Below are 25,373 nucleotides of genomic sequence, written 5' to 3'. Positions count from 1 at the left end.
CAAAGGGATTTTTACTTGAGTAGATTTTGCTGAATTAGTTAGTGTGGCTATTAGTGCTTAAGTGCGGTTTTTACAATTACATTCTTGTTGTTTTCTAGAATCAGTCTTTTTTTGTTTTGTTCCTTTATTGAACCTGGAAAAAATGGCGACAAGTTGGCAGTAATAACTTTAGACAAAAGGGATATTTTGAACCGACCCAATCTTAATAACGAATCTTTCGTTAAATAATTTACGAGCATTTTTGCGGCTTTTAATCCTCTTTTTCGTTTCATAGGATCTTGCAACGCTTTAGCTATCAAAAAATTGTAGAGGTATCCCAATGATTGGCTTTTGAGGTGCTGCAAAGATTCTGGAGCTTGATTATATGCTCGTTCAATAACTTGTAAGGATGCTACCTCCATTTTAGAAATATTGGTAGACATTGAGGACGAAGATATTCTATATAAAACTTGAGGGCGAGGAACAACAACAAACTCATATTGAGCAGCTAGTCGCAGCCACATATCCCAATCTTCTGCTGCCTTCAAAAATTCATCAAAGCCACCGACTTTATTTAGAGCTTGAGTACGAATTAAATTATTAGAACCACAAGATAGTATGTTACCGAGCAAAAGTCTCTCATAAATATTGCCACTACAAGAAACGTAGGAGTCTGGTCCTAAAATTTGCCCGTATTCATCAATATGGTCAGTCCAACTATAAGCAACCGCAGCTTGTGGGTTTTGTTGCAAAGCTTTTAATTGTGACTCTAATTTGTCAGTAGTCCAAAGATCGTCAGCATCTAAAAAAGCAATAAATTCGCCACAACTACAAGCAAAACCACGGTTACGACTTGCAGATAAACCAGCATTTGGGTAAGAAAATACTTTGATTCTCTGTTCTTGAATACTAGCAATAACTGCTAAAGTGTCGTCTTGAGAACCATCGTTGATGACAATTAATTCAAAGTTTTCATAAGTTTGATGCAAGACAGATTCGATAGTTTCTTTAATTGTTTTTGCACCATTATAAACTGGGATAACTACAGAGATAACTGGTGTGACATTAGTCATAACACCTCCTGAATTACTTTTCTAGCTGTTTGTCCGGCTACAGACCAATTCAAGCGACTTTGATATTCATTAAATGAAGAATATGCTAATTTCTTGTAATCGCTATAGTTATTCATCAGTGTTGCAATATAGTCACAGTATTCAGAGATACTTGCAGTTAATGCAAATGTTTTGCCATTTAGATCGTCTTTGATTAAAGTTGGAATGCCGCCTACTTGGGTGCTAATACAAGGTAGCCCAAAAGAATTAGCTTCACAAAAAACGTGTGGCGAAAAATCTGCTTTTGAAGGCAAAACTAAAAAATGAGATTCAGTAAATAGCTTAGTAAGCTTGTTCAAGCCTTCCGGCGTATGTTTTGGAATAAAACCCAACGTTTTTACGTAATTTGGCAAAGGATTTTCTGTTGTTGGTTCGCAACCCACTACCGATAATTCAGTTTTTATTCCTTTAGAGTTCAACTCCTCAGCTACTTGTAAGGCAATATCTCCACCTTTTCTAATCCACTCCACACCAATAAATAGTAATTTGCAGCATTCGTCATTCTTTGCTTCTACTATATTTTGGATGTCTTGGCGATCACGATTGGTTTCTAAATTGGCCCCCCAGGGAATCACCCTAACTTTGGCTGGATCGATACCATAAGTCTCAATAGTGTTTTGAGCCGCCCAATCTGATAAAAAAATTAGTAATTTGCATTTTTCTAGTGCAAGTTTCTCCATTGCGTACAGATGATTGAGAGTTTCCTCTGTCAAATTACTCAACCATGGGTAAAAGTTGACAGACGCAGATAAGGGTGCATCTGTCCATAAAACAATCGGTTGTTCGCATTCAAGGTAAGCAATAGGAATACTATTTTCTGGACACAGCACTACATCGGACTTAGATTTGGCTAGTTTCGGCAGAATTTGAGCGCTGTATTTTTCTAGTACCGATGGCTCCAAAAAATAAAAGTAATCTTTCTTGAATAGTTTTTGATTCAGATGCCACTTAAACTTGTGGTTGAATGACGGTTTAATTTCCTCTAAAGAACCAACGTAGTGTAGGGGTGTAGATTGAGATTCTAAGCTTTTAGCCAAATAAGAGCCTGCGCCACAGAGTCCTATTTTGTTTCTTGGCCACTTTGTGGCATCTAAAACATCGTAGCTAGTTAGATAGGCTATCTGCATGAATACATAGTGTCCTTACCTAGCGATTGTTAATTATTACCACTTTCTGTGAACTTACTTTAACTATAGTAGTGTGTAATGGGTTAGTCTACTTTGACAATAAGTTCGATATTGTTGACAACTTATATAAAAAAAAGTGGATTAAAATGTACAAAAGTAGGTTTTTTGGTTGTCAATCAGTCTAAAGTAGTAAATGCTCGGTGACTCAAAACGAGTTTTGATCGCTGATGAGTACGACCTTTGAGCGTTGAAATTGCTAAAAAAATGAGATAAAAGGTATTTCTATCTCAGCAGTTCAAATCAAACTATAGTTAGTTTTCAGCTTTTTTGACCCAACTCATTTTGCATATTGTGATAGTGCCATAACTTTCCGCGCTGAAGCAGCAATTCTTGATAAGCGCCTTGTTCGACAATTTTGCCTTGTTCGAGAACCACAACTTTATCTGCTTTGGCGATAGTTGATAAACGGTGAGCGATCGCAATTACAGTTCGTCCTACTGTTAGTTTTTCCAAAGATTCTTGAATTAATCGCTCTGATACAGAGTCGAGAGCGCTAGTTGCTTCGTCAAGAATGAGAATTTCTGGATTGCGAAGCAAAGCGCGGGCGATCGCAATTCTCTGGCGTTGACCCCCAGATAGCCGCACTCCCCGATCTCCCAAAATCGTATCAAAGCCTTCAGGCATCTCCAATATAAATCCTAGAGCGTTTGCAAGTTGTGCTGCTTGTTCTACCTCAGCTTGAGTTATAGATTCTATGCCATAAGCAATGTTGTTATATACGGAGTTATTAAAAATGAAGGTATCTTGACTAACAACCGCCATCCGGCGACGGACTGTATTGATATCCAACTCTCGTAAATCAATGCCGTCATAAGACACTTGACCCTGCAAGGGGTCGTAGAAGCGGGGAATCAAATCGGCTAAGGTGGTTTTACCCGCACCCGAAGAACCAACTAAAGCTGTTGTCTGTCCTTTTTTAATTGTTAAAGTGACATTATTCAGCACTAAGGTATTAGGTTCGTAGCCGAAGTCTACCGATCTAAATTCAATCGCCTGCTTTAAACCAGTAAATTCTTGCGTACCGTTAATTAAATATTTTTTATCCTCAGTTTTTAGGAGGCGCATGACGTTATCAATCGAGCCGCCAAAACTGCTTAACAAAGCTCGGTTGCCATTTATTTCATGAATAGATGGGACAAGGCGAAATAATGTAAACAAAAATGTTAGTAACGAAGCGACTTCTAAAGTTCCATTAGCAACAAATATCGTAATTGCTAAAATAATCATGCTCACAAGAACCGTTGTAGCCGCTCCTTCAGCAAAGGGTCTAACAATTGCCAAGCCTAAGGTTGCTTTGATTGAACTTTGAACCACATCATTACTAGCTTTGTAGTAGCGCTTGCGTTCAAAGTCTTGGCTAGCTGAAGCTTGAATAGTACGAATGCCATTAATTAGTTCAATAGCTCTTGAGGTAAACTTACCGTTAGCTTTAGAAACTACAAAACTAGCCTCTCTAACTTGCTTATTCAGCGCCGACAACCCTACTGCCAATAGAGTAAATAAAGCAAGGGCGATAATTGATAGTTGCCAAGACAGTTGGAAAATTATAATTCCATATACTAACAGTGTTAATACTTTAGTAAAAATAAAGGAACTCAAACCAAAAGCTTGTTGCAGCCTCGAAATTTCCCGGGTAATCGTGTTAATTAGTTCGCCAGAATTACTGGTAGAGAAGTAACTTAAGCTTAAGGATTGAAGTTGTTCAAAAATTCTTTTTCTCAGCCTATCTACCAAATTTAGCTGAGTCATTTCTGTATAAACTTGACTCAAGTAATTAAAAATTGCTCGAATCCAAGTAGCAGCGAGTATCAATGCCGATACTCGATAAAGCCGCTCGATGGGTGGTTTATCTATTCCTAAAACTGAAAGATCGAACCATTTAATGCCAGTCTGAATTGGTGGTAAATCTGGGTTAACTAAGCCTTGCAGAAAAGCTAGCAAAAATCCTAATCCAAAACCCTCAAAAGCTGCGGCACCGATGGCAAAAACTACAGCTAAAACTGCAATTCCAGGAAAATACTTAAACTCTCTTAAAATTAAGTAATTGTCTTTCCAGAAGGTAGTAGCTTTAAGGGAAGTGCGGACAGGAGCAGGAAGATTAAAACCCATAAGTATCTACTGGTAGTAATAATATATTAGTTGATGCCACTAGAAAAAATTTTGGACATAGTTTGGAGAAGAATTCTCAAGTCTTTACCCAGCGACCAACTTTTGAGATAAGCCAAATGAACTGCACTAACACGTTCTATTGCAAGCTGTGCTTTTATTTCGGGTATTCCTGTAATGCCTGGGAGGTGGGCAAGCTGCTTTGGCTGTAAGTCAGTCACTTCTGTTAATGTCCATGGACGCGCTCCTACTAAGCTCATTTCACCACGCAGAATATTAAACAGTTGCGGTAGATTTTGCCAAACTTCTAAATCCACTGGTGATAAAGAATTAAACTTCAGTAACTCGAATAGTTGCCCTCGCTGACCTACACGCCATTGCCGCACAAATACTGGAGATTGAGGTGATTTTATCCATTGCCAGACAATCAGTCCCAAAATTATCGGACTTAGGATGGCAAGCAAGCTAGCGGCTGCCAAAAAATCGCAAATCTGTTTCAACCGCCAGTGAAAAGAGTTTAAGTAAGGCAGTTTATAGGCTGCACCAGAGCGTAAAAATATTGTTTTTTTTGCTTGCTTACACGCGACAGCCCATATTTGTAAATTTGTTACTCCTACGGCTGGATCTATTTGAACTATTTTTATTGGTGACTTTTGCAAGCATTGCTGCAACCATTCCTTGTCTTTATCTATCACCTGGTGTGGTTGTTGCAGTGCCTTAACTATCAGTTGCTTTTGTCGCCACTTCACAGTCCAGCCAATTAGTTTAGGTTCTGGTTGTTGAGTATTGACTAGAGAGTAAGTGGGTAAGTTGGAAATTTTAGAAATTAACATTGTATGGCGATCGCATTTTTTATGCTTGCTACAAAGGAATTATGCTAGTTGCCTAATCAAACATCAGTTTTAGCTTTTTCAGGCTGGAAGTTTTTTCAACTTCCCAGAATATCTAAAAAATCAGCTTCTTACTCCAATTCAATGTGCAATTTTTTTCTTTTTTAATAACCTTTGTATTTTAAACCTAAGTTTATCTCATAACCCAATTTTTGACTAGCTAAGATTACTGAGACTGATGTTTTTTGTTGACTCTTTAGATACCTTTTCTTAATATTATCAAGGTGATTTTGTTTCTGAACCTATCTTAGGATGGGAAGTATTATTTTTTACAGTCTTTATCAATAAGCTTTAACCCTTTACATAGTTAAAGCTTACTATGCTTATAAAAGTAAGCTTTAACCATTTATGTTTTTACAGTTTTACTTAGTGTCTGCTATTTTGCTGGTAACAAAATGCTCCTAGTAAGCTGTATTTTTATTCCCAGCTTTGCTGTAAAACCACTCCTCCCTCTTTCGTCGAACTTACATAACTTGTGTGTCCATTGGCATGATTTGCTACCACGCCGATCGTATTTAACTTACTGAGCATGGCTGTCGCTTGAGTAAGTTCGGTGCGCGTTACTTTGCCCATCCGCGACACTAACAGTACACCGCTACAAAATGATGCTGCCAAGATAGCATCAACCATCCCTAAAACTGGCGGAGCATCTACAAGGATCAAATCGTAAGTATCCTCAAATTTTGCCATCAATTCCCGCATTCTTTGAGAACTTAACAGACTTGCTGAATCTGTGGGTATCGGTCCCGCCGTTAAGATATCAATATAAGCTCCTGAGGATTGAATACCTGTATGGTTTGGCACGTTAGCATCGCTTTCTAACAACGTTGAAAGCCCTTGTTCGTTTGGTAGATTCAGCATTTGATGCAAATTGGGATGACGCAAATCTGCATCTATTAATAGTACTCGTTGATGTAAACGAGCTGCGCTCAGGGCAAGTCCCAAGGCTAGGGTAGACTTGCCTTCGCCAGCGAGGGCTGAAGTGACCATAATCGATCTTAAAGATGATTCGGTTGTATTGAGCAACTGGATATTTTTGTAAATCAAATCCAGTGATTCCCAAGATGGAGGCCAGTTACTAACTTGCACTGTCCAAGGTGCTAAAACTGTTGGCTTCCCAAAAGGTAAACTAACAATTGGTTCGCTGGCTTTATTTTGCGGTAATTCTGGTGTCATGCCCAATAAAGGTATAGACACTTGCTTTTCTAATTCGTCGGAAGTGTGTACCGCATCATCTACTACTTCACGTAAGAATGCCGCTACACCGCCTAGCATTAGTCCTGCAACCAAACCTAGCAATAAGTTCTGTTTAACATTTGGACCTATTTGTACGCCTAGCAAGGGCTGCTCTAAAGCTTGCCATTCAAACCCGCCTCTAGCAATTTCTAGACTCAATTCTTGCTGCGCTCTCAATAGTTGCTGCAACTTTTCTCGGTTGATTTGGACTAAAGGAATAAGACGATTGTACTCTGCTATTTGAGCCGGAAAACGAGCGAATTGATTGCGTAAATTCTGCTCAGTTTCTGCCAAACTGACATCTTGAGCTTGCAACGCACTCAGCAGAGTTTGAACTCCTGCCAATTGCTCTGTCAAGTTGATATCTAGCCCAGTTTTTTGCCCTTGAGATAGCAAGCTAGAACTTTCCGCACTTGGTATAGCCGCATTTCCTACAACTCGCCCTTGCTCTGATTGCAACAGTGCTTGCTGGCTTCGGCGAAGTTCCAGTAATTTTTGCACGCCCGGATCTTCATCCGTGAAGGTTCCTCGTCTAGCGGCTAAAAGCAAATCTGTTCTTTGTAATTCGTTGAGCAGCGTTTGATAGCGTGTAGATTGGCTTAAACGCGAGGAGGCTAAAGCAGTTTGCGGGCTGCTACCAACTTGCTGTTGTAATACCTTATAGCGTGCTTCTGTATCTTGAAACTGAGCGCGGATAGCCTGTCGTTGCTGAACTACAGTATTTAGAGAATTATTGATAGTAGCAGCTTGGAGTTCGGGATCGATTAAATTTTGACTTGCTCGAAAGTTTCTCAACTTATTTTCTGAGTCCTCAACTTGTCTGCGGACTCCAGGAATTTGCTCGTTGATGAATTGCAACCCTTTTTTTAACCGTTCCTCTTGCTGTTCTCGGTTGTAGGCTTGATAAACTTGGTATATGGCTTGTAAAACTTTTTGAGTTTTTACTGGATCGTTGGCAATGTAGTTTGCTTGAACAATTTTGGTATACTTGGCATCGCTGTCTTCTTCTACAACTGGGGCTAGAAGTAAAAACTTTTTGACTTCTTTGATAGTGATGTTTGGATACTCAGGCTTGAGTAAATCTACAGCCCTTTGAATTAATAAGGTGCTGCGCATTACGTTAATTTGAGTCGCGTAATCTATTTCAATATTTGTATCGGCAAATTCTTGTTCTGCTTGAGGTTGAACGTCTTTTCTACCTTTATAGTTAGCTTCTATCAAGATTTGCATGGTACTTTCATAAGTTGGTTCTGCCGTCAAACTTACAACAGTAGCTATAGATAAGACTCCCGCCAATACACCTAATAACCAATAGCGGCGGCGACTTAAGACGGCGAACAGTTGTCCATAGCCTGGATCGTTTTCTACTCCTATGTTGTTACTTTCAATTACTTTCGCCATAACTAATTTACTCCAGAATTAATACTTTACTATCTTGATAGCTAAGCTACGTTACAAACGTCGGCAATTAATCGATCTACCTGGCTAAAGAAAGCTTGCTCAGAAAAATTAGAAATCGCCCAGTTCCGAATGTCTTGATAATTCCAGGTGGTTTCTTTGGCTTTCAAAAGTGCGCTTTGAATCGCGTCAGGTGTCTGTTTGGGAAAAAATACTCCTGTTTTCCCTGAGATCTGGGTGTCTAGCACCCCTCCAGCACCATAGGCAATTACTGGAGTGCCACTAGCATTTGCTTCTATTGGTACTAATCCGTAATCTTCCAACGCTGCCACAATTACCGAGCGGGCTTTTGCCATTAAATCTGTGCGATCGCTATCAGTTACATGACCCAAAAATTGAATGTTGCTTAAAGCTTTAGCTTGTAAGCGCGATCGCTCTGGACCATTGCCAATAATTAGTAATGGCCATCCCAGCCAATTAAATGCCTCTATGATTAGGTCTATCCGTTTGTAACTGATTAATCTAGCTGATACTAGGTAGTAATCTTCTTTTGTATCGGAAAATACAAAATTAGTAGTATTAATTGGGTAATTAATGACTGCTGCTTGTTTACCATAATTTTTCCGAATTCTTCCTGCTACGGTACTTGAATTTGCAATGTAAAAATCTGGCCCTTGGGCATACTCTAAGTCTACTTTTCTCATTGCTTCAAAAATAGTTTCTATGACTGGATAAAAATATCGGTAATCTCCGTATTCTCGTAGATAGGTTTTTGTATCCCATAGAAACCTAGTTACATTGTGACAAAAACAAATATGCTTAGCTTTGGGATTTTTGCGGACTGCTTTGGCAAAACTGGTTGTACTGCTAATAATTAAGTCGTAATCTTGCAAATCTAGGGTACGAAAAGCTGGGAAATATAGTGGCGCTAACAGCCTAAAATACTTGGCTGCGGATGGCACTTTTTGTAAAAAAGTTGTTTGGACTGAACGTCCTTCTAAGTCAATACTATTTTCGGGATCGTAAATTGATGTAAAAATGTCTGCATCGGGATAATGCTTACAAAGTAGTTCAAAAACTCGCTCTGCACCCCCCGGCTGTGTTAGGTAATCGTGGACTAGAGCAATTTTCATATATCTACTAAATCTAAGTATTATTGCTGGCTTAAGAAAGTTGATGCCGATCGTATTTGTCTAGGCAGCTACTTAAGTATGCTTTGTGACCTCGATCTTTACTGCCACTGGTTGTTTACATACACATCTACAATACTTAGAAATAAAATGCTAACTTGTTTAGCAAAATAATACCTGTACCTAGAGAGAAGTAACAATTATACCTGTAAATGTCTGCTATGAAACCAAAGCTTGACATTCGGATACTTGGCGCGACGGTGTATATTTTCCTACTTGTTCAGTTATAAGTAAAATTCACCATTAAATTTACATTTTACTGTAAAGAGTTTGTAATGCTACTGTAAAATTATAGATTTTATTTAGATTCTAGCAAGCTATTTTAAGTTAAGCAGAAAAAAAATAGCGATCGCCAAGATAAAATTAGTCCGCGCCCCGATCGACACACTAAGCAACAGCGTTTGTGCTATCCTTGACAATCTCTTGCAGATTTTGGCATAAGGGTATGTCTTCCAGCACAATTCAAAGCGTTTATACAGATGGAGCTTGCACGGGTAATCCTGGACCTGGCGGTTGGGGTGTAGTTGTCTATTATACGGATAATTCAGTTCATGAGTTTGGCGGTAACGAAAAGCAAACGACCAACAATCGAATGGAGATGCAAGCTGCGATCGCAGCGCTAAATTTTTTGACTGCAACCCCACCCAAAGAGCCGATAACCCTTTATACCGATAGCGAATACTTAATTAAAGGTGTAACTCAGTGGGTAAAAAATTGGAAGAAAAAAGGCTGGAAAACCGCCCAAGGCAAGCCCGTATTGAATCAAGACTTGTGGGAAAACCTAGACCACCTGAATAATAAATTTGTTTTGTGGCAGCACGTCCGGGGTCATGCGGGAAATGAGGGGAACGAACGCTGCGATGCGATCGCTCGTGCTTTTGCTAATGGAAAAACCTTATCGTTGCAACAAGGAAAGCCGAACCCACCACAGATAGATCGATCTTTAACAGAATTAGCAATGGAATTGGACGACAATACCATAACCGACCAAACCATCCAACCTAGCCTGCTGGCTGCAAAAACGATAAATATGGATTCACCCGCCCCGCCAAGTACCCATACCGATGAATTACCCCGTGAAGTTAAAGTTGGGCAATTGCGCCACTTGATCGATACACTGCGAATTGCCGAAGAAATTGCAACTAAAGGCTACCTAATTACAAGTTCGGAACTCGCCGACTTGATGGATGTCCACGCCAGCGCCGTAACAAGTCGCGGAGACGAGTGGCGCTGGCGCAACTGGATTGTGTCTAGAGTAAGACGAGAAGGCAATCAAATTCTGTGGGAATTAGAACGAGGAGACGATGTTAACTCGGCGACTGGACATAACTTCGACCCCGCCACTGAGTAGGAGTACGATTAGCAGACAAGAAAATTCTTAGCACCGCGAGAGGATCGGCTAAAGGAGAAAGCCAAAACAACCAGCTACCTTTTGCCGTGGAGAAGTCGTAAGTAGGTGCGATCGCCAGCAATAACGCCCAGCGAATCGCTAAAAGAAAAGAATTTAAGCCCAATAACAGTAGAGGCAGAAGTGCAAGGGCGTGCGGCACAAAGCAAAAGTAAAGGACAATAAACAAAGGCAATCCTTGGACCGATAGCAACAGCCATAAGTCGCCCCATACTTGACTCATTGACGATGCATCTTTAAGATCGAGCGATCGCCCCCACTCATTCCAGGTTTCTAAGGCTCCTTCATACATCCTTACCTTAAGAACTTTAGAACCATCTAAAAAGCCAACTTTGAATCCTTTCGCGGCGATATGCCGCGCTAAGCTGACATCATCGCAAAAAGACGATCTAGCGCTGGTATAGCCGCCAACTTCTGCCAAAACTGAGCGACGGCATAAAAAACATTGTCCGTTTGCCATCACTCGCTCGGCAATTTCGCTGTCAACTCCAGCGCTTTCAAATCTATAAAGTAACGTCATTAAAAGTGCTGGTTGCAACCAACACTCTCCCGGATATTTGAGGATAAACTGCGGCGATAGAGAAACTAAATCGTATCCCTCAGCAGTTGCGGTACTAACAAGTCCCGCAATCAATCCTGCTTTTGGTTGCGTATCTGCGTCCATACCCAAAACCCACTCACTTTGCTCGGAACTATGGATAAATCCATTATGCAAAGCCCAAGGACGACCTACCCAGCCTGACGGTAAAGCCTCGTCATTCATTAAACGAAAACGCGGATCTTTTTGTCTTGCTGCTTTTACAAGTTCCGGCGTTCCATCTTTAGAATAGCTGTCTACAACAGTAATTTCCCGCACTTCATAACTTTGCCTACTTAACCCAGCTAGACAGGGACTAATCCGTTCGGCTTCATTCAGCGTAGGCACTACTACGCTGACGGTAGCTAACAGGTCTGGTGTCCCCTTGCCAGGTTGAATCGGCAATTGACGACTTGCTCCTTTTACCAGCCGCGACAGCAATACTGCCGTAGCTGGCAATTGAATTAGTAATAACCCAAAAGCAAGTCCGCTCTCTACAGTCAACCAGTCACTCACAATGTGTGTTGTCCAATAATAATTACTTATAAGCAACTTGTTTGACGGGCATTACAGGCAGGTCATTACTTATATCTGTTTTTACGCCTGGTTGAGCCATGTTCCATAAGGCGATCGCTGGAACTACGCCAACGACAACCCCTAATAATACAGGAATCCAATAGCCCGCCGCACAACTCATCACTGCCGCGAAGATGAAGTTAGTTAAGTAAACTATCAATGGCAGGATTAATTGCGGTTTTTGCAATTTGGCGATTGGTGTAGTTCTCCACAATAAGGCAGCTACGCTCATAAATAAAGCGCTAGTCCCAAACCAGCCAGCGTAGTTTCCATAAGGTGTACCAAAAAATGCACCTGGTTCTTCCCAAAACCAAAAGGGAACAGCCGTTTGACTCATAGCTGGTTCTAGAGCAAAATCCCAAGAAGTAAAGATTGCTGCACCCAGAGAAATCGCTCCTAAATGGCGCAACAAAGTAGGTTTTTGGTCTACATTTAAGCCTACTCGTGCCAGCAAGTACGCCGCCAACCCTACATAAAACCAAGATAAAGGAATGGTAAACGGTACTAATCCAGCAATTTTGTAACCTAAACCGCTTAGATAACTATAGTCACCGAAGGGGAACCCTGTGCTAGTGCCGAGTAATTCGCTACCTAAAGATATAAAAATTGTGGGCAGCATAAATAGTAGCCAAGCTTTAACGCCTAGCTGCCTGTAAGCATAAATCGATACCGCAGCTATTCCTAGTAGAATGTCTGATACCCCACCACCCGCCATACTCAATTGAAAAGCTGTTTGTCCAACACTTCCCAAGTTTGTAATTACCTCTGCGTGAGGTACGACTAACAGTAAACCTGCTAGTCCAAAAACTTTTGCCAAAATATGACCGCTTAAGCAGAAGCGCTCTGCCCTAACAAGTTGCTGCATGAAAACTCCCTAACAAGACTTTACACTCGAAAAGTGCCTTTATCAGTTTACAAATCTTTAAGAGAATATTGTAAGTATTTTCCTAATTTAGTGCGATCGCCATCTTACAAATTTGTTTGGTTCAAAGGTACGATTGGCTTGAGACAATAGGTGTATGAGTTAATCAATTGATATAGATTGACAACTTTAACAAAGAATGATACAAAAACTACCTTGGCTGGCTTTATCTCTACTCTTAACTACAAATATTACCCTAGGTGGGTTTTTGGCTTCTTGGCACGAGCATTGGTCAGGCTGGGTAGTAGTTGCCTTGTGCATTTTAGCGATCTCGGCAATGTTATCCTGTTCGTGGGCAACAATCCGCGATAGTTTTGCTCACTTACTTGCTTCAGATTTAAGAGCATTTGTAGTTGCAGTGTTAATTGCTTTTGTGGGTGTAATTATTGTTTTTTGGTTACACACCTTTGCTCATTTTTTGGTCATTATATGTGCTTTTTTATTAGCTAAAATAGATATGCAAGCAGCTAATTTTAGCGATCGGCAAATCTTTATAACCATATCTTTTATATCTATATCAGGTTTATTTTTGGGTGGGCTAACTAATTATTTAGTCTCAATTTTGTTTTAAAGTAAAGCTTTAAGCTAAAAAACAAGGCTACTTTTTTTAAAAAGTAGCCTCACTTAATTAAGTAATTGATTAAGCCGCAGATACCACTTCTTGGCTAGGGGCAGCTTGAGGGGTATAGACACTTACTTTTTTGCGAGATTTACCCTTTCTTTCAAAAGTTACAACCCCGTCAATCAATGCAAACAAAGTATCATCGCTACCGATGCCTACATTGCTACCAGGGTGAAATTTAGTACCGCGCTGACGCACAAGAATATTGCCTGCACGTACAACCTGACCGCCGTAACGCTTGACTCCTAGCCTCTGGGCGTTAGAGTCCCGACCGTTACGAGTACTACCTGTTCCTTTCTTATGAGCCATAAATTCCTCTTTTAATTATAAAAACGAGCAGTTAGCTTTTATTCAGCTTCCGCCGGAGTCGGGGCTTCCACAACTGGGGTATCTATTTCGGGAGCAGTAAATACTGCACCATTAAGACTAATAGAGTTGATCATTAGTCTAGTAATTTCTTGACGATGCCCCCGCTTTTTGCGAGTTTTCTTTTTGGGCTTCATCTTGTAAACGAGAACTTTGCGACCCCGGAAGTGTCGAATTACCGTACCTTCTACTGTTGCACCCGCAACAAAAGGCTGTCCGATAGTGATGTCGTTGTCGTTATTGACTAATAATACAGTTTCTAAAGTCAGACTTGCGTCTGGTTCAAGATGTAGTAATTCAATGTCGTAAAAGCGACCTGGTTCAACTCTTAGTTGTTTGCCGCCAGTTTCAATGATTGCGTAAGTCATGGGAGGATTTGTAAGTTTGCCGTACAGGTAGCTGGATTTTGTTATATAAATTCCAGCATTTGCCACGTGTCTACCCGATCCGAGCAGAAATTAGACAGCCGATCTAGCATTATATAAGACTGACTGAATATTTGTAAATTTTAAAAATTATTTTTATGTCTCAAGCAATGGATACCGCCCCAACTCGTCCTACATTTATCTTAGTTGACGGACATTCTTTAGCTTTTCGGTCGTATTTTGCTTTTGCCAAAGGACGGGATGGCGGGCTAAAAACGACTACAGGCATTCCGACCAGCGTTTGTTTTGGGTTTCTCAAGGCATTACTCGAAGTAATGAGCGCCCAAAAACCCGAAGCAATGGCGATCGCATTTGACTTGGGTTTACCAACTTTTCGCCACGAAGCTGATGACACCTATAAAGCCGATCGTCCAGGTACGCCGGAAGACTTTGTACCAGACTTAAAGAATTTGCACGAATTGCTAGAAGGCTTGAGTATCCCAATTTTAACGGCTCCAGGCTACGAAGCTGACGATATTTTAGGCACGTTGGCTATGCAAATGAGTGCGGCGGGTTATGAAGTAAAAATTCTCACAGGCGATCGCGATTTGTTTCAACTTGTCGATCCCCAAAAGCGTATTGGGGTTTTATATCTCAGCACTACTTTTATTCAGCGTGGCGGTACGGGACCTAGCGAATTTGGCACAGAGCAAGTTCAGGAAAAGTTAGGGGTTTTACCTTCACAAGTGGTCGATTTTAAGGCTTTGTGTGGCGATAAATCCGATAATATTCCTGGTGTGCGGGGCATTGGTGAAAAAACCGCCGTCCAGTTGCTGACGACTTACAATAACCTCGATGAAATTTACACCTCTTTAGACCAAATTAAAGGCGCTACGCAAAAGAAACTGATAGAAGGAAAAGAGGACGCTTATCACTCGCGTTACATGGCGCGGATCGTGCTGAATGTACCTTTAGAACTTCAGCTAGAAGACTGCAAACTAACAGGCTTTGATACCGCTATATTGGAGCCAATTTTAGAAAAGTTAGAATTTAAGACATTTTTAGGCAAAGTTAATCAACTCCAGCAGAGATTTGGGGGTGTAGTTGAGGAAAAACCCGCCTTAGCTTCTCCCGCTATTGAAGAACCAGAATTTGCCAGCGATGACTTGTGGTTTTTTAGCGCCGCCGATACCGTCGCCGCCGCCGAGCAAAAAATCTCGCCTATTACGCCACAAATTATTGATACGCCAGCTAAATTAAGGGACTTAATAGAGAGGTTGCATACCTTTACAGATCCCAATACCCCCGTTGCATGGGATACGGAAACATCAGACTTAGAACCAAGAGACGCGCAATTAGTGGGAATAGGGTGTTGCTGGGGAAGCGAAACAACGGAAATGGCTTATATTCCGCTTGGACATAAAGCCGGGACAAATTTGGATACCGCCACCGTACTAAACGAACTAAGAAGTATTTTAGAAAGTACCAATTATCCTAAAGCATTGCAGAATGCTAAATTTGATCGCTTAGTTCTGCACTGTCAAGGCATAAATTTAGCTGGAGTCGTGTTTGATACGATGCTGGCAAGTTATGTTTTAGATCCAGATAGCAGCCACAATTTAAGCGATTTAAGCCAAAAGTATTTAGGCATAACGGCGAAAAGTTATACAGAGTTAGTCCCCAAAGGTCAAACAATTGCTGATATTGATATTCCCGCCGTAGCTGACTATTGCGGAATGGACGTTCATTGTACGTTTAGATTAGTCCCTAAGCTAAAAGCAGAATTAGAGAAAGTACCAAGCTTACACAAATTGCTACTAGAAATAGAACAACCTTTAGAGCCTGTTTTGGCGCAGATAGAGTATGACGGGATTCGGATTGATTCAGAATATTTAAAAGAACTGTCAGACAAGCTAGAGCAAGATTTGGCAGCTTTAGAAATCCAAGCTTACGCCGCCGCCGGAGAAAAATTTAATTTAGGTTCGCCAAAACAGTTGAGCGAATTACTATTTGACAAACTCAACTTAGATCGCAAAAAATCGCGGAAAATTCCTACAGGTTATTCTACTGATGCGGCTACTTTAGAAAAACTGCAAGGAGATCACCCTGTCGTTGATGCAGTTTTGGAGTACCGGACTTTATCTAAACTCAAATCTACTTATGTAGATGCACTTCCAGCGCTAGTACGCCCAGATACTGGACGCTTGCATACTAATTTCAACCAAACGGTTACATCTACTGGGCGCTTGTCTTCTTCTAACCCCAACTTGCAAAATATTCCGATTCGCACAGCTTTTAGTCGTTTAATTCGTAAAGGGTTTATTCCCGAATCTGGTTGGTTGATGGTAGCGGCGGATTATTCGCAAATTGAGTTACGGATTTTGGCGCATTTGTGCCAAGAACCAATATTAATTGAAGCGTACCAAGGTAATGAAGATATTCACACGGTAACGGCGCGATTGTTGTTTGAAAAAGATGCAGTTACGCCCGATGAACGGCGACTAGCAAAAACCATCAACTTCGGCGTAATTTATGGGATGGGCGCTCAAAGGTTTGCCAGAGAAACCGGGATGAAAGCTACAGAGGGTAAGACTTTTATTGAAAAATTTAACCAAACTTATCCAATGGTTTTTGAATATTTGCAAAAAATGCAGCAACAAGCGATCGCAAATGGGTATGTAGAAACAATTTTTGGTCGTCGGCGTTATTTTAATTTTACAAGCGATCGCCTCCGCAAGTTGCACAACTCCAAACTTGTTGATATTAACCTTGATGAAATTCGCGGCTTGACGGCTAATGATGCGGGATTATTACGGGCGGCGGCTAATGCACCCATTCAAGGATCGAGCGCTGATATTATTAAAGTGGCAATGATTCAACTGCACGATATTTTAAAAAATTACCAAGCGCGAATACTATTGCAAGTTCACGATGAATTAGTATTTGAAGTTCCTCCCAATGAGTGGGGAAAATTGCAGCCACAAATCAAATCTACAATGGAAAATGCGGTAAAACTCAGCGTTCCTTTAATGGTTGATGTACGGGCGGGCAATAATTGGATGGAAACCAAATGATTGACCATGACTGCTTATTCAAGGAACTCATCAGCACATTTTTTGTAGAGTTTTATAGTTATTTTTACCAGAAGTATTAACTTATCTAGAGCAAGATTCTATTACGTTTTTAGACAAGGAAATATTTACAGATATAACTGTGGGGGAAAGGTACGAAGCAGATTTAATTGTTAAAGCTAAATTTCGTTCTCAAGAATCTTTCTTTTTGATTCATATAGAAAACCAAGCGCAGCAGCAAACGGATTTTAGCAAGCGAATGTTTCGGTATTTTTCACGGTTGTATGAAAAATTTGACTTACCTATTTATTCAGTAGTTTTATTTTCCTACAAGTACCCCAAAACTACAGAACCAAACTCTCATCAAGTAGCATTTCCAAATAAAGAAAGTAGTTTTACAATTTAACTACGATGTCATTCAACTAAACCAACTTAATTGGCGCGATTTTGTGCAACAAGCAAACCCCGTTGCTAGTGCATTGATGGCAAAAATGAATATAGCAGATAGCGATCGCCCAAGGGTAAAGCTAGAATGCTTGCGATTACTCGCAACATTGCGCCTAAATCCAGCAAAAATGCAATTAATATCTGGATTTATCGATAGTTATTTGCAGTTAAACGAGCAAGAAACGCAGTTTTTCCAAGCTGAAATTGATAAAATTGAACCAACCCAAAAGGCGGCGACAATGAAAATAGTTACTAGCTGGATGAGAGAAGGAATGCAATCTGAAGCATTATCTCTGGTTATACGTCAGCTTACTCGCAAAATTGGCACAGTTACGCCCGAACTGCAACAGCGCATTGAGCAATTACAACTTCCTCAGTTAGAAGACTTAGCAGAAGAATTGTTAGACTTTTCCGGAGTAGCAGATTTAGAAGCATGGCTGCAACAAATTCCAGTAGAATAATTGCCAGCTTTTATTTGCGAACGTCGTTGAACGAGAAATCATCCTCATCAAATTCCTCATCTTTATTTCTCCTAGAACCCGAAAAACTCCACAATGGTTGAAGTAGCGCCATTAAAACTATTCCTGCACCGACGCTGAAGGCAATTATTAGAAAAAAGGGTAATTGAATAGAGGTAAAAGTAAAAAACTTTAAAGAAATTGGCGCTACGTTTTTGAGGGAGAGAATTGCGATCGCAATTACCCACGTAGCAACAATCAAAGATGCGATTAAATTAGCTATAGTTTTCATTCTTAATAGCAATTAGCGATTAGCTGCTATTTTAGCTAATCGCTAATCTACCTAGACTCCTACAGGTTTCAACTGACTAATCAGTTTTTCCATTTGGGAAGCTATTTTGCCTTGCTGTTCTACAGAATGGGTTTCTAAGTAGACGCGCATTAAGGGTTCAGTTCCCGAAGGACGCAACAGTACCCAGCTACCATCTTCTAAATACAGCTTAATGCCATCTTTACGCCCAACTTCTTTGACCTTAACTCCCGCAATATCTGACGGTGGGTTTTTGGTAAAAGATTCGATGGTTGCAGCTTTGTGGGCATCATCTAAATGTAAATCTAGACGCTGATTGTACAACGGTCCGCCCGCTTCGGCGATCGCTTCTTCTACTAACTGGCTTAAAGGCTTGCCTTCATAAGCAATTACTTCAGCTACCAGCATATCTGCCAAAATTCCGTCTTTTTCGGGAATATGCCCGATTACGCTCAATCCTCCCGATTCTTCACCGCCAATTAGTACAGCAGTTTCCCGCATTTTTTCGCCGATGTACTTAAAGCCTACCGCCGTTTCGTAAATCTCTAAGCCGTACTTAGCCGCGAGATTGTCCAGTAAATGGGTAGTCGCCACCGTGCGGACAATTGCCCCTGTTTTGCCACGATTTTTGCTTAAATGCCGCGCTAACAGTAGTAAAACAGTGTTGGGCGACAGCATATTGCCTTGTTCGTCAATGACACCAAAGCGATCGCTATCGCCATCGGTTGCTACCCCAATATCAGCACCATCTCGTTTCACAGCTTCGGCAAGTTCTACCAACTGTTCGCCTTTGGGTTCGGGCATTCCGCCCCCAAACAACACATCACGGTAGGTGTGGAAGCTTTCTAATTGGCAGCCACAGTGTTCTAGAACGGTGTCTAAATAGCCGCGCGAGGTGGAATAGAGTGCGTCGTACTTTACCTTCAAGTGAGCGCTACGAATTCGCTCTACATCGATCAGAGTGTAGATAAATTTGAGATACTCTGGTTTGGGGTCAAAAGTAGAAATTTTGGCGCTGAAATTGCCATGGACGGGCGTATCTGCCGCACCTTCAATATTTGCCACAATTGTATCGGTAATTTCTGGGGTGGCGGGACCTGCGTAGTCGGGAATATACTTGATTCCGCAATAAGGTGCAGGATTATGACTAGCGGTAAACATTAATGCCCCCGCAGAATTGAGAAGACGGGCATTGTAAGCAATTACAGGGGTCGGACAATCGCGATCGCAAATCTTAACAGTCCAGCCTAATTCTGCCAATACCTCAGCAGCAGTGTAGGCGAACTTATCGGCTTGAAAGCGCGTATCGTAAGCGACGAGAACGGGGCGGTCTTTGGTGTAGGCGGTTTCGAGGTAACTTGCGATCGCTCTAGTTACTTTCCGTACATTAGGGAAAGTAAAGTCATCGGCAATTATTCCTCGCCATCCATCCGTACCAAACTTAATTTGATTAGAATTGCTAATACTGCTCATCCTTTGTCACTCAAGGAAGTGTTTATCATTAATAGTACAGGAAGCTTCTCCCTTTTCGGTGTAGCCAAGAAATAGGAAGTGCTGGGCATTTTTCTAAAACTATTCCTGTTAACCGCTATTGCCTATTTTGGGCGATTTATTCACTGCAAGTAAGTAATGCTAATTCTTGGGCGACCTTTCGCCAGCTATCATCTTTGGTCATTAGTTGCCCCGGCGGTGGGACAAGAGCGTTGGCATTGTCAAATGAAGCGGGGGTTTATTAAGGCACGGCAAAAAGAACCCATAGTCAAAGAGCTTTTAGCCCAAGCTACACCACCACAGCGCATCGGGATTTTGGCGCAAAAAGGTGTTTATGAGTTTCATCACCATAGCGAATTATTAAGCCAGCCAGACGGGGTAGAAAAAGTTGCTCAGTTGCTCAAGCTAAATAAGACAACGGAGGAAGTGCAGCAGCGTGTAATTCAAATTTTAAAAAATTATCATGATGCTCCGCTTTTAGAGGGCAAGCACATTGTTCAATTAACGCGCGGTGATGAGGGTTTTCCGCGTCCAATTTTAATTAAACAAGTGGAGTATCCTTTTCGATTGTATGCAGCGATGGACTGCATTTTTAGCGAAACTGAAAGCAGGTTGCACATAATAGATTTTAAAACGGGTAAGTCAGCTTTTGACCAAAGGCAAGCTTTAGTGTATTTAGTTGCTGCTCGTTATTTGTATCCTCATCATTATGCCGTTGCATCTTTTTATAATTTGGAACACAGTAAAAAGTCTGTCTTAATTACTGTTAATTCTACTCAACTAGATACTATTGAAAATCAATTAGCCCAAGTTGCTCAAAAGCATCAGCAAGATCTGCGCCGCTACGAGCAAAAACCTATTAACTTCAGTAATATTTTTCCACCCAACCCAGGCAATCACTGCCGTTACTGTGCGTTTAATTCTATTTGTGAGTTTTCTGATTTTAAACCTTCTTTAACAGAGAAAGTAAAGTGAAAGCTTCAGCAACAACACGGTAAATAAACAAAATAAGTCGTTTCAGGTTGTATTTGTTTTTTACCTTTAAATCTGTATCTCTTGTAACAGCAGTATAAGTTCTGCTTAAATAACATAAAGCATAATTCATAAAGCTATATAACTAAGTTAGCTTGTTCTTTAGTTTAGTTAGTGATAGTTGAAAGCCGCAAAGGTTCAGACTTTTAACCAGATTTAGACAACAATTATAGAGCAATTAGATCGGGCAAATAGTGCGGTCAAGATTTTACTTGCTGCAAAGGTGTTGAGGCAACTTTGAACAATCATCAACTTGTGGAAGTGGTACCTAGTGAGCATCGTTAAACAAGCTACTATCCTAGCAACTCAAGCTGTGCTACTAAGTAGCTTTCCTGTCGCAACCATAGCAGCAACATTTAAGTTAGTAGAGGCAACAATATCTGACATCAATGCCGCTTTTGATGCTGGAGCATTAAATTCTCAAGAACTCACGCAACTATATCTCAACCGTATCGATGCTTATGATGATAGCGGACCTAAATTGAACTCGCTAATTTCTGCTAATCCTACTGAGTTCTGAGGGAGAAGCCGAACTAGAGATGTAATAAAGCGTTGCTAAACTTTACAATTGAAAAACCGCGTCATTAATAGGTTTGGTAATTGGCACTACTAAAAAGTGAAGGATTACAGAATAATCTAAGGGCTACCCAGGAATGGATACTTTTAGATAGAGCATTAAGCAATCTGCATCATCTACATTAAAACCCCAGTATAGGAACGATAACGGTAATTGACTAATTATTAAGTTAACAACATACTCATCTACCATAAGACAAAGTTTCATTATGGATTTCAATAGGTAAACTTAGATTAATAAATATCTTTTAAAAAGCAATCAACACTTGTGGAAAGAAATATTCGGATTGAGGTAATTGACAGCCATTCACCTCATTTGGAAGCTGTCATCGAACTTGGAAGAAAAAATGCGAAAACGCTGGGTCATATGCCACGGGGTGCTTTCCTTGATTACGCAGCAAATAAACATATTTTTGCTGTTTTGTCTCTAGAGGAAAAGTGTATTGGTTACCTAATGTATCGAATTTCTAAGCATACTGCTTGCATTGCTCATCTTTATGTTGATAAGGACTGGAGAGGTAAACACGTTGCCAAGCAACTGATTAACCAATTGATTCAAGAAACAAAAGAGTTATATGGAATTAAGTTATCCTGTCGCCGCGATTACGAGTTAGATAAGATGTGGTCCTCTTTCGGATTTACTCCCCGACTTGAAAAACCTGGCAAAAATAAAGACGGGAAACTCCTAACAATTTGGTGTCTAGAGCATAAACATCCAAATTTACTAACGCTGCTTACACAGCAAGCGATTGGCTCTAAACTGTGCGCTGCTCTGGATACTAATGTTTTCTTTGGTTTAGATGAGGATAATACCAATCGGCAAGTAGAGGATTCTAAATCGCTACTTGCTGACTGGTTACAGTTAGAGGTAGAGCTTTGCCTCACCGATGAGATTGATATTGAGATAAATCGTTGTCCAGATGTTATTCAACGAAAAAAGCTCCGGGCATTTGCTTCAACTTTCACACGTCTCAATTGTAATCAAGAAGACTTCCGAAGAATCTGTCAAACTCTCGAGAAGTACTTTCCTACACGTTTTGAACGAATGGCGGAAAATGAAGCCTCAGATATGAGACATTTAGTAAGGGCAATTGCAGCAAAAGTTCAATTTTTTATCACTCGTGATAAAGGAATTTTAGATAAAGAAGATTCAATATATACAGAATTTAATGTATTAATTCTTCGACCTAGTGATTTAATTATTCGCTTGGACGAGCTTTGTAGAGAAGTTGATTATCAGCCCGTTCGTTTAGCAGGTACTTCAATTGAAAAAAAGCGGGTTCAAGCAGGGCAACAACAAATACTAGCCGACTCTTTTCTATCTTATAAACATGGAGAAACTCTAGTTGAGTTTCAAAAGCACCTACGGAAAGCAATTATTGAACCAACTCAATTTGAGTGCTATGTCGTTCGTGATGAACAAAAAGATCCTCTAGCACTTGTTATCTATAATCGTCAGCTATCCCATGAACTCAAAATTTCAATGTTTCGTGTTCGGCGTAATTGTACATTCTCACTGACACTAATAAGCCATTTGATTCTTTTATCTATCAAAATTGCTGCCCAAGAGAATCGTCAGTTTACACGAATTACAGATAAATACTTAGATAATTTTACGACTCAAGTATTATCACAAGATAGTTTTATTCAAGTTCGAGATGAATGGTTAAGAGCTAACCTACCAATAGTTAAAACAGCATCCGAACTAGCTAATTACATAACTGAACTAGCGAATAAATTAGAAGTGGAAAGTTTGAGGGGAGAGAATTGCAACCTAAACCTTTCCAAGAAGGAAGACTACAATTTTTGTCGGCAATTTGCGACCGCTTTAAATGAGCCAAGCACTATTAAAGATGTCCAGTTAATAGCAGAGATTGAACGCTGTCTCTATCCAGCCAAAATTATTGATGCAGGGATTCCTAATTTTGTTATTTCAATTCAACCCCAATGGGCAGAAAATCTATTTGATGGACATCTTGCTAGTCAAAATATTTTTGGTGTTAATAAGGAAGTTGCTCTCAAGCGTGAAGTTGTTTATTATCGCTCTAAAATAAACTCTGGTGAATTAAAAGCTCCTGGTCGAATTTTATGGTACGTTAGTCAAAGTAAAAAAGTTAAGGGCTACTATCAGACACAAGCAATACGTGCTTGTTCGCGACTAGATGAAATTATTATTGATACACCTAAAAATCTCTTCCGTCAGTTTAGAAGACTAGGAGTTTACGAATTTAAAAACGTATTAGAAACTGCAAAAAACAACTTGGACAATCAAATAATGGCAATTCGTTTTAGTGATACTGAATTATTTAATAAACCAATTTCATTTAAGGAAATACAGAAAATATTAGGTAAAAATAATCAGTTTCAATCTCCACAACAAATTTCTATAGAATGCTTTGAAAAGTTGTACAATCAAGGAATATAAAAATCATTGTGGAAGCAAACCATAGTGGCGAGCAGAATAATATTATTATCAATCCGACCAGAATATGCTAACAAGATTTTTGATGGAATGAAGGAAGTTGAACTACGTCGTACTCGTCCTAAGCTTGAAGAAGGTGATTTAGTTATTGTTTATGCTTCATCACCTAAAAAAGCTTTAATTGGTGCTTTTGAAGTCGAAAAGGTTGTTCAAAAGCCTCTTTTAGAGCTTTGGAAAGAAGTCAAAGAAATTGCAGGTATATCTTATAAAGAATTTCGTTCATACTATAAAGGGTTATCATTAGGGTGTGGAATTTACTTAAATAAAACTCACCATTTTCCTCAACCTGTTGAGTTAGAAAGATTGAGGCAAGAGTGGAATAATTTTCAACCGCCGCAAAGCTATCGCTATTTAAAACCTAGTGAAGTTAATCTTGTTGAAAACATGACGCAGTTTAATATTTGTGAGTTTGCAACCTTTCATCAAATGGCTCTTAACGTTTTCTAATTATTTAAATGTATTTTCACAAATAAACTTAATAAAGAAGAAACGTTGTTGGGATTAGCTTACTCTTTTGAAGAAGCAACAAGGTTTCGCCTTCCTCCAAATAGTACGCCAGCGCTGCTTGGAGAAAGGTTTGATTACGAACCAGTACCAGAACCAACTACAACTATAGGTTTGGCGTTATTTGGATTTACAGCTTTAGCAGTTAAATTCAAGCGGCGATCATCATAGCGCGATCGCATTTATCAAAGATTTTCTGTTTCAACAGGTAAAACGATTTCTAATGCAATCTGATAGAGTTCGCGGCGGGAGTGGGAAGTAATTTTTGCCAGTTGACGGCTGGCTTGCGACCTTGATATTCCTGCTTGCATAATCTTTGTCAACTCTGCTTCAATCTCCTCAGCAGAAAGGTAGGGTAGAGCTACGGATGTACCTGCTATGACTAAAGTGTATTCGCCTTGAGGTTCTTTATTTTTTAGCTGATTTATTGCTTCTTCTAAGCTTCCCCGCCAAAATTCTTCGTACAATTTAGTTAATTCCCGCGCCAAAACAATTTTTCGTTCTATTCCTAGTACTTTTGCTAAATCTTGAATAGTTTGCTGCAAGCGGTGGGGAGACTCGTAAATAATTATTGTCCTGACTTCGGAAGCTAAAAACTCTAAACGACTTTGCCTTTCTTGTCCTTTTACAGGCAAAAATCCCTCAAATACAAACCTATCTGTTGATAAGCCACTAGCACTAATGGCGGTAGTTACAGCACTAACTCCAGGAATGGGTACTACGGGGATGTTAGCCTCAAGGCAAGCAATTACTAATTCGTATCCAGGATCGGATATTCCTGGCATTCCCGCATCTGTGACTAAAGCGATCGCTTTTCCGTTATGTAAATGCGCTAATATTTCGGGGTGGCGACTGTGGCGGTTGTGGTCGTGGTAGCTAATTTGCGGTGCTTTTGCTTGAAAATGATGCAATAACTTACCTGTATGGCGCGTGTCTTCAGCAGCAATTAAATCGACATTTTGCAAAACTCGCACGGCGCGATAGGTGATATCCTCTAGGTTGCCTATGGGTGTACCAACTATATAAAGTGTTCCTGGTTGGGGTTCGGTAGGCATTATTTTAATAGCG

General features: G+C 40.2%; 21 protein-coding genes and 1 pseudogene. 9 read left to right on the top strand and 13 right to left on the bottom strand.

Annotated elements, in window-relative coordinates; genetic code table 11:
- Positions 1-50: 50 nt before the first annotated feature.
- The 6 genes from AC2VE5_RS02220 to AC2VE5_RS02195 form a co-directional block, all read right to left on the bottom strand.
- The gene (locus AC2VE5_RS02220; RefSeq protein WP_486886151.1) at positions 51-1,052 is read right to left on the bottom strand and encodes a glycosyltransferase; all 1,002 of its coding nucleotides are present in this window, start codon (positions 1,050-1,052) and stop codon (positions 51-53) included.
- A complete protein-coding gene (locus tag AC2VE5_RS02215; RefSeq protein ID WP_486886150.1) occupies positions 1,049-2,218 on the bottom strand; it encodes a glycosyltransferase family 4 protein in 1,170 nt (389 codons plus the stop codon). The genes AC2VE5_RS02220 and AC2VE5_RS02215 overlap by 4 nt, the downstream gene beginning before the upstream one ends.
- A gap of 318 nt (positions 2,219-2,536) precedes the next feature.
- A complete protein-coding gene (gene hepA, locus AC2VE5_RS02210; RefSeq protein ID WP_486886149.1) occupies positions 2,537-4,387 on the bottom strand; it encodes a heterocyst formation ABC transporter subunit HepA in 1,851 nt (616 codons plus the stop codon).
- Positions 4,388-4,413: 26 nt separating this feature from the next.
- Positions 4,414-5,217, bottom strand: a complete 804-nt coding sequence (hepC, locus tag AC2VE5_RS02205; RefSeq protein ID WP_486886148.1) for a heterocyst development glycosyltransferase HepC — start codon at positions 5,215-5,217, stop codon at positions 4,414-4,416.
- Positions 5,218-5,691: 474 nt separating this feature from the next.
- Complete coding sequence (locus AC2VE5_RS02200; RefSeq protein WP_486886147.1) at positions 5,692-7,911, bottom strand: GumC family protein; 2,220 nt, start codon at positions 7,909-7,911, stop codon at positions 5,692-5,694.
- Positions 7,912-7,952: 41 nt separating this feature from the next.
- Entirely contained in the window at positions 7,953-9,041 is a 1,089-nt protein-coding gene (locus AC2VE5_RS02195) for a glycosyltransferase (protein WP_486886146.1), read from the bottom strand.
- A gap of 502 nt (positions 9,042-9,543) precedes the next feature.
- On the opposite strand from AC2VE5_RS02195, the gene rnhA reads away from it, so the two are divergent.
- Positions 9,544-10,449: a ribonuclease HI gene (gene rnhA, locus AC2VE5_RS02190; RefSeq protein ID WP_486886145.1), complete on the top strand. Its 906-nt coding sequence runs from the start codon at positions 9,544-9,546 to the stop codon at positions 10,447-10,449.
- On the opposite strand, the gene cruG is transcribed toward rnhA, so the two are convergent.
- Positions 10,406-11,599, bottom strand: coding sequence for a 2'-O-glycosyltransferase CruG (cruG, locus tag AC2VE5_RS02185; RefSeq protein ID WP_486886144.1), 1,194 nt, complete (start codon positions 11,597-11,599; stop codon positions 10,406-10,408). The two genes, rnhA and cruG, sit on opposite strands and share 44 nt — an antisense overlap.
- Positions 11,600-11,621: 22 nt before the next feature.
- Positions 11,622-12,524: a gamma-carotene 1'-hydroxylase CruF gene (cruF, locus tag AC2VE5_RS02180; RefSeq protein ID WP_486886143.1), complete on the bottom strand. Its 903-nt coding sequence runs from the start codon at positions 12,522-12,524 to the stop codon at positions 11,622-11,624.
- Between the two features lie 196 nt (positions 12,525-12,720).
- On the opposite strand from cruF, the gene AC2VE5_RS02175 reads away from it, so the two are divergent.
- Positions 12,721-13,152 (top strand): hypothetical protein, encoded by a 432-nt coding sequence (locus tag AC2VE5_RS02175; protein ID WP_486886142.1) that lies wholly within the window; start codon positions 12,721-12,723, stop codon positions 13,150-13,152.
- A 69-nt stretch (positions 13,153-13,221) separates the two neighbouring features.
- On the opposite strand, the gene rpmA is transcribed toward AC2VE5_RS02175, so the two are convergent.
- Entirely contained in the window at positions 13,222-13,512 is a 291-nt protein-coding gene (gene rpmA, locus AC2VE5_RS02170; protein WP_486886141.1) for a 50S ribosomal protein L27, read from the bottom strand.
- A gap of 38 nt (positions 13,513-13,550) precedes the next feature.
- Entirely contained in the window at positions 13,551-13,937 is a 387-nt protein-coding gene (gene rplU / locus AC2VE5_RS02165; RefSeq protein WP_486886140.1) for a 50S ribosomal protein L21, read from the bottom strand.
- Positions 13,938-14,092: 155 nt separating this feature from the next.
- On the opposite strand from rplU, the gene polA reads away from it, so the two are divergent.
- Entirely contained in the window at positions 14,093-17,008 is a 2,916-nt protein-coding gene (gene polA, locus AC2VE5_RS02160) for a DNA polymerase I (protein ID WP_486886139.1), read from the top strand.
- A pseudogene (locus AC2VE5_RS02155) lies at positions 17,005-17,913 on the top strand (Rpn family recombination-promoting nuclease/putative transposase). The gene polA and the pseudogene AC2VE5_RS02155 overlap by 4 nt, the downstream one beginning before the upstream one ends.
- A 10-nt stretch (positions 17,914-17,923) precedes the next feature.
- On the opposite strand, the gene AC2VE5_RS02150 reads toward AC2VE5_RS02155, so the two are convergent.
- Both AC2VE5_RS02150 and AC2VE5_RS02145 read right to left on the bottom strand, forming a co-directional pair.
- Positions 17,924-18,202, bottom strand: a complete 279-nt coding sequence (locus tag AC2VE5_RS02150; RefSeq protein WP_486886138.1) for a lipopolysaccharide assembly protein LapA domain-containing protein — start codon at positions 18,200-18,202, stop codon at positions 17,924-17,926.
- A gap of 51 nt (positions 18,203-18,253) precedes the next feature.
- Entirely contained in the window at positions 18,254-19,693 is a 1,440-nt protein-coding gene (locus AC2VE5_RS02145; RefSeq protein WP_486886137.1) for a phosphoglucomutase/phosphomannomutase family protein, read from the bottom strand.
- A 156-nt stretch (positions 19,694-19,849) separates the two neighbouring features.
- On the opposite strand from AC2VE5_RS02145, the gene AC2VE5_RS02140 reads away from it, so the two are divergent.
- From AC2VE5_RS02140 to AC2VE5_RS02120, 5 genes are all read left to right on the top strand, one after another.
- Positions 19,850-20,686: a PD-(D/E)XK nuclease family protein gene (locus AC2VE5_RS02140; protein WP_486886136.1), complete on the top strand. Its 837-nt coding sequence runs from the start codon at positions 19,850-19,852 to the stop codon at positions 20,684-20,686.
- Between the two features lie 328 nt (positions 20,687-21,014).
- The gene (locus AC2VE5_RS02135) at positions 21,015-21,263 is read left to right on the top strand and encodes a hypothetical protein (RefSeq protein ID WP_486886135.1); all 249 of its coding nucleotides are present in this window, start codon (positions 21,015-21,017) and stop codon (positions 21,261-21,263) included.
- 324 nt (positions 21,264-21,587) lie between these two features.
- Positions 21,588-23,744, top strand: a complete 2,157-nt coding sequence (locus AC2VE5_RS02130; RefSeq protein ID WP_486886134.1) for a GNAT family N-acetyltransferase — start codon at positions 21,588-21,590, stop codon at positions 23,742-23,744.
- Positions 23,745-23,750: 6 nt separating this feature from the next.
- The gene (locus AC2VE5_RS02125; protein ID WP_486886133.1) at positions 23,751-24,248 is read left to right on the top strand and encodes an ASCH domain-containing protein; all 498 of its coding nucleotides are present in this window, start codon (positions 23,751-23,753) and stop codon (positions 24,246-24,248) included.
- Between the two features lie 45 nt (positions 24,249-24,293).
- On the top strand, positions 24,294-24,476 hold the full coding sequence (locus tag AC2VE5_RS02120) for a PEP-CTERM sorting domain-containing protein (protein WP_486886132.1): 183 nt from the start codon (positions 24,294-24,296) through the stop codon (positions 24,474-24,476).
- Between the two features lie 14 nt (positions 24,477-24,490).
- Here AC2VE5_RS02120 and rsmI read toward each other — a convergent pair whose 3' ends face one another.
- Positions 24,491-25,360, bottom strand: coding sequence for a 16S rRNA (cytidine(1402)-2'-O)-methyltransferase (gene rsmI, locus AC2VE5_RS02115; protein WP_486886131.1), 870 nt, complete (start codon positions 25,358-25,360; stop codon positions 24,491-24,493).
- Positions 25,361-25,373 lie beyond the last annotated feature (13 nt).

The organism is Aliterella sp. E5.1, from assembly GCF_057473825.1.
This window is presented reverse-complemented; position numbering and strand designations above follow the sequence as displayed.

What these genes read in the sequence shown, in the direction of transcription:
- AC2VE5_RS02220 (WP_486886151.1), bottom strand. Translation starts at nt 1,052, where the DNA reads ATGACTAATGTCACACCAGTTATCTCTGTAGTTATCCCAGTTTATAAT.
- AC2VE5_RS02215 (WP_486886150.1), bottom strand. Translation starts at nt 2,218, where the DNA reads ATGCAGATAGCCTATCTAACTAGCTACGATGTTTTAGATGCCACAAAG.
- hepA (WP_486886149.1), bottom strand. Translation starts at nt 4,387, where the DNA reads ATGGGTTTTAATCTTCCTGCTCCTGTCCGCACTTCCCTTAAAGCTACT.
- hepC (WP_486886148.1), bottom strand. Translation starts at nt 5,217, where the DNA reads ATGTTAATTTCTAAAATTTCCAACTTACCCACTTACTCTCTAGTCAAT.
- AC2VE5_RS02200 (WP_486886147.1), bottom strand. Translation starts at nt 7,911, where the DNA reads ATGGCGAAAGTAATTGAAAGTAACAACATAGGAGTAGAAAACGATCCA.
- AC2VE5_RS02195 (WP_486886146.1), bottom strand. Translation starts at nt 9,041, where the DNA reads ATGAAAATTGCTCTAGTCCACGATTACCTAACACAGCCGGGGGGTGCA.
- rnhA (WP_486886145.1), top strand. Translation starts at nt 9,544, where the DNA reads ATGTCTTCCAGCACAATTCAAAGCGTTTATACAGATGGAGCTTGCACG.
- cruF (WP_486886143.1), bottom strand. Translation starts at nt 12,524, where the DNA reads ATGCAGCAACTTGTTAGGGCAGAGCGCTTCTGCTTAAGCGGTCATATT.
- AC2VE5_RS02175 (WP_486886142.1), top strand. Translation starts at nt 12,721, where the DNA reads ATGATACAAAAACTACCTTGGCTGGCTTTATCTCTACTCTTAACTACA.
- rpmA (WP_486886141.1), bottom strand. Translation starts at nt 13,512, where the DNA reads ATGGCTCATAAGAAAGGAACAGGTAGTACTCGTAACGGTCGGGACTCT.
- rplU (WP_486886140.1), bottom strand. Translation starts at nt 13,937, where the DNA reads ATGACTTACGCAATCATTGAAACTGGCGGCAAACAACTAAGAGTTGAA.
- polA (WP_486886139.1), top strand. Translation starts at nt 14,093, where the DNA reads ATGTCTCAAGCAATGGATACCGCCCCAACTCGTCCTACATTTATCTTA.
- AC2VE5_RS02150 (WP_486886138.1), bottom strand. Translation starts at nt 18,202, where the DNA reads ATGAAAACTATAGCTAATTTAATCGCATCTTTGATTGTTGCTACGTGG.
- AC2VE5_RS02145 (WP_486886137.1), bottom strand. Translation starts at nt 19,693, where the DNA reads ATGAGCAGTATTAGCAATTCTAATCAAATTAAGTTTGGTACGGATGGA.
- AC2VE5_RS02140 (WP_486886136.1), top strand. Translation starts at nt 19,850, where the DNA reads ATGCTAATTCTTGGGCGACCTTTCGCCAGCTATCATCTTTGGTCATTA.
- rsmI (WP_486886131.1), bottom strand. Translation starts at nt 25,360, where the DNA reads ATGCCTACCGAACCCCAACCAGGAACACTTTATATAGTTGGTACACCC.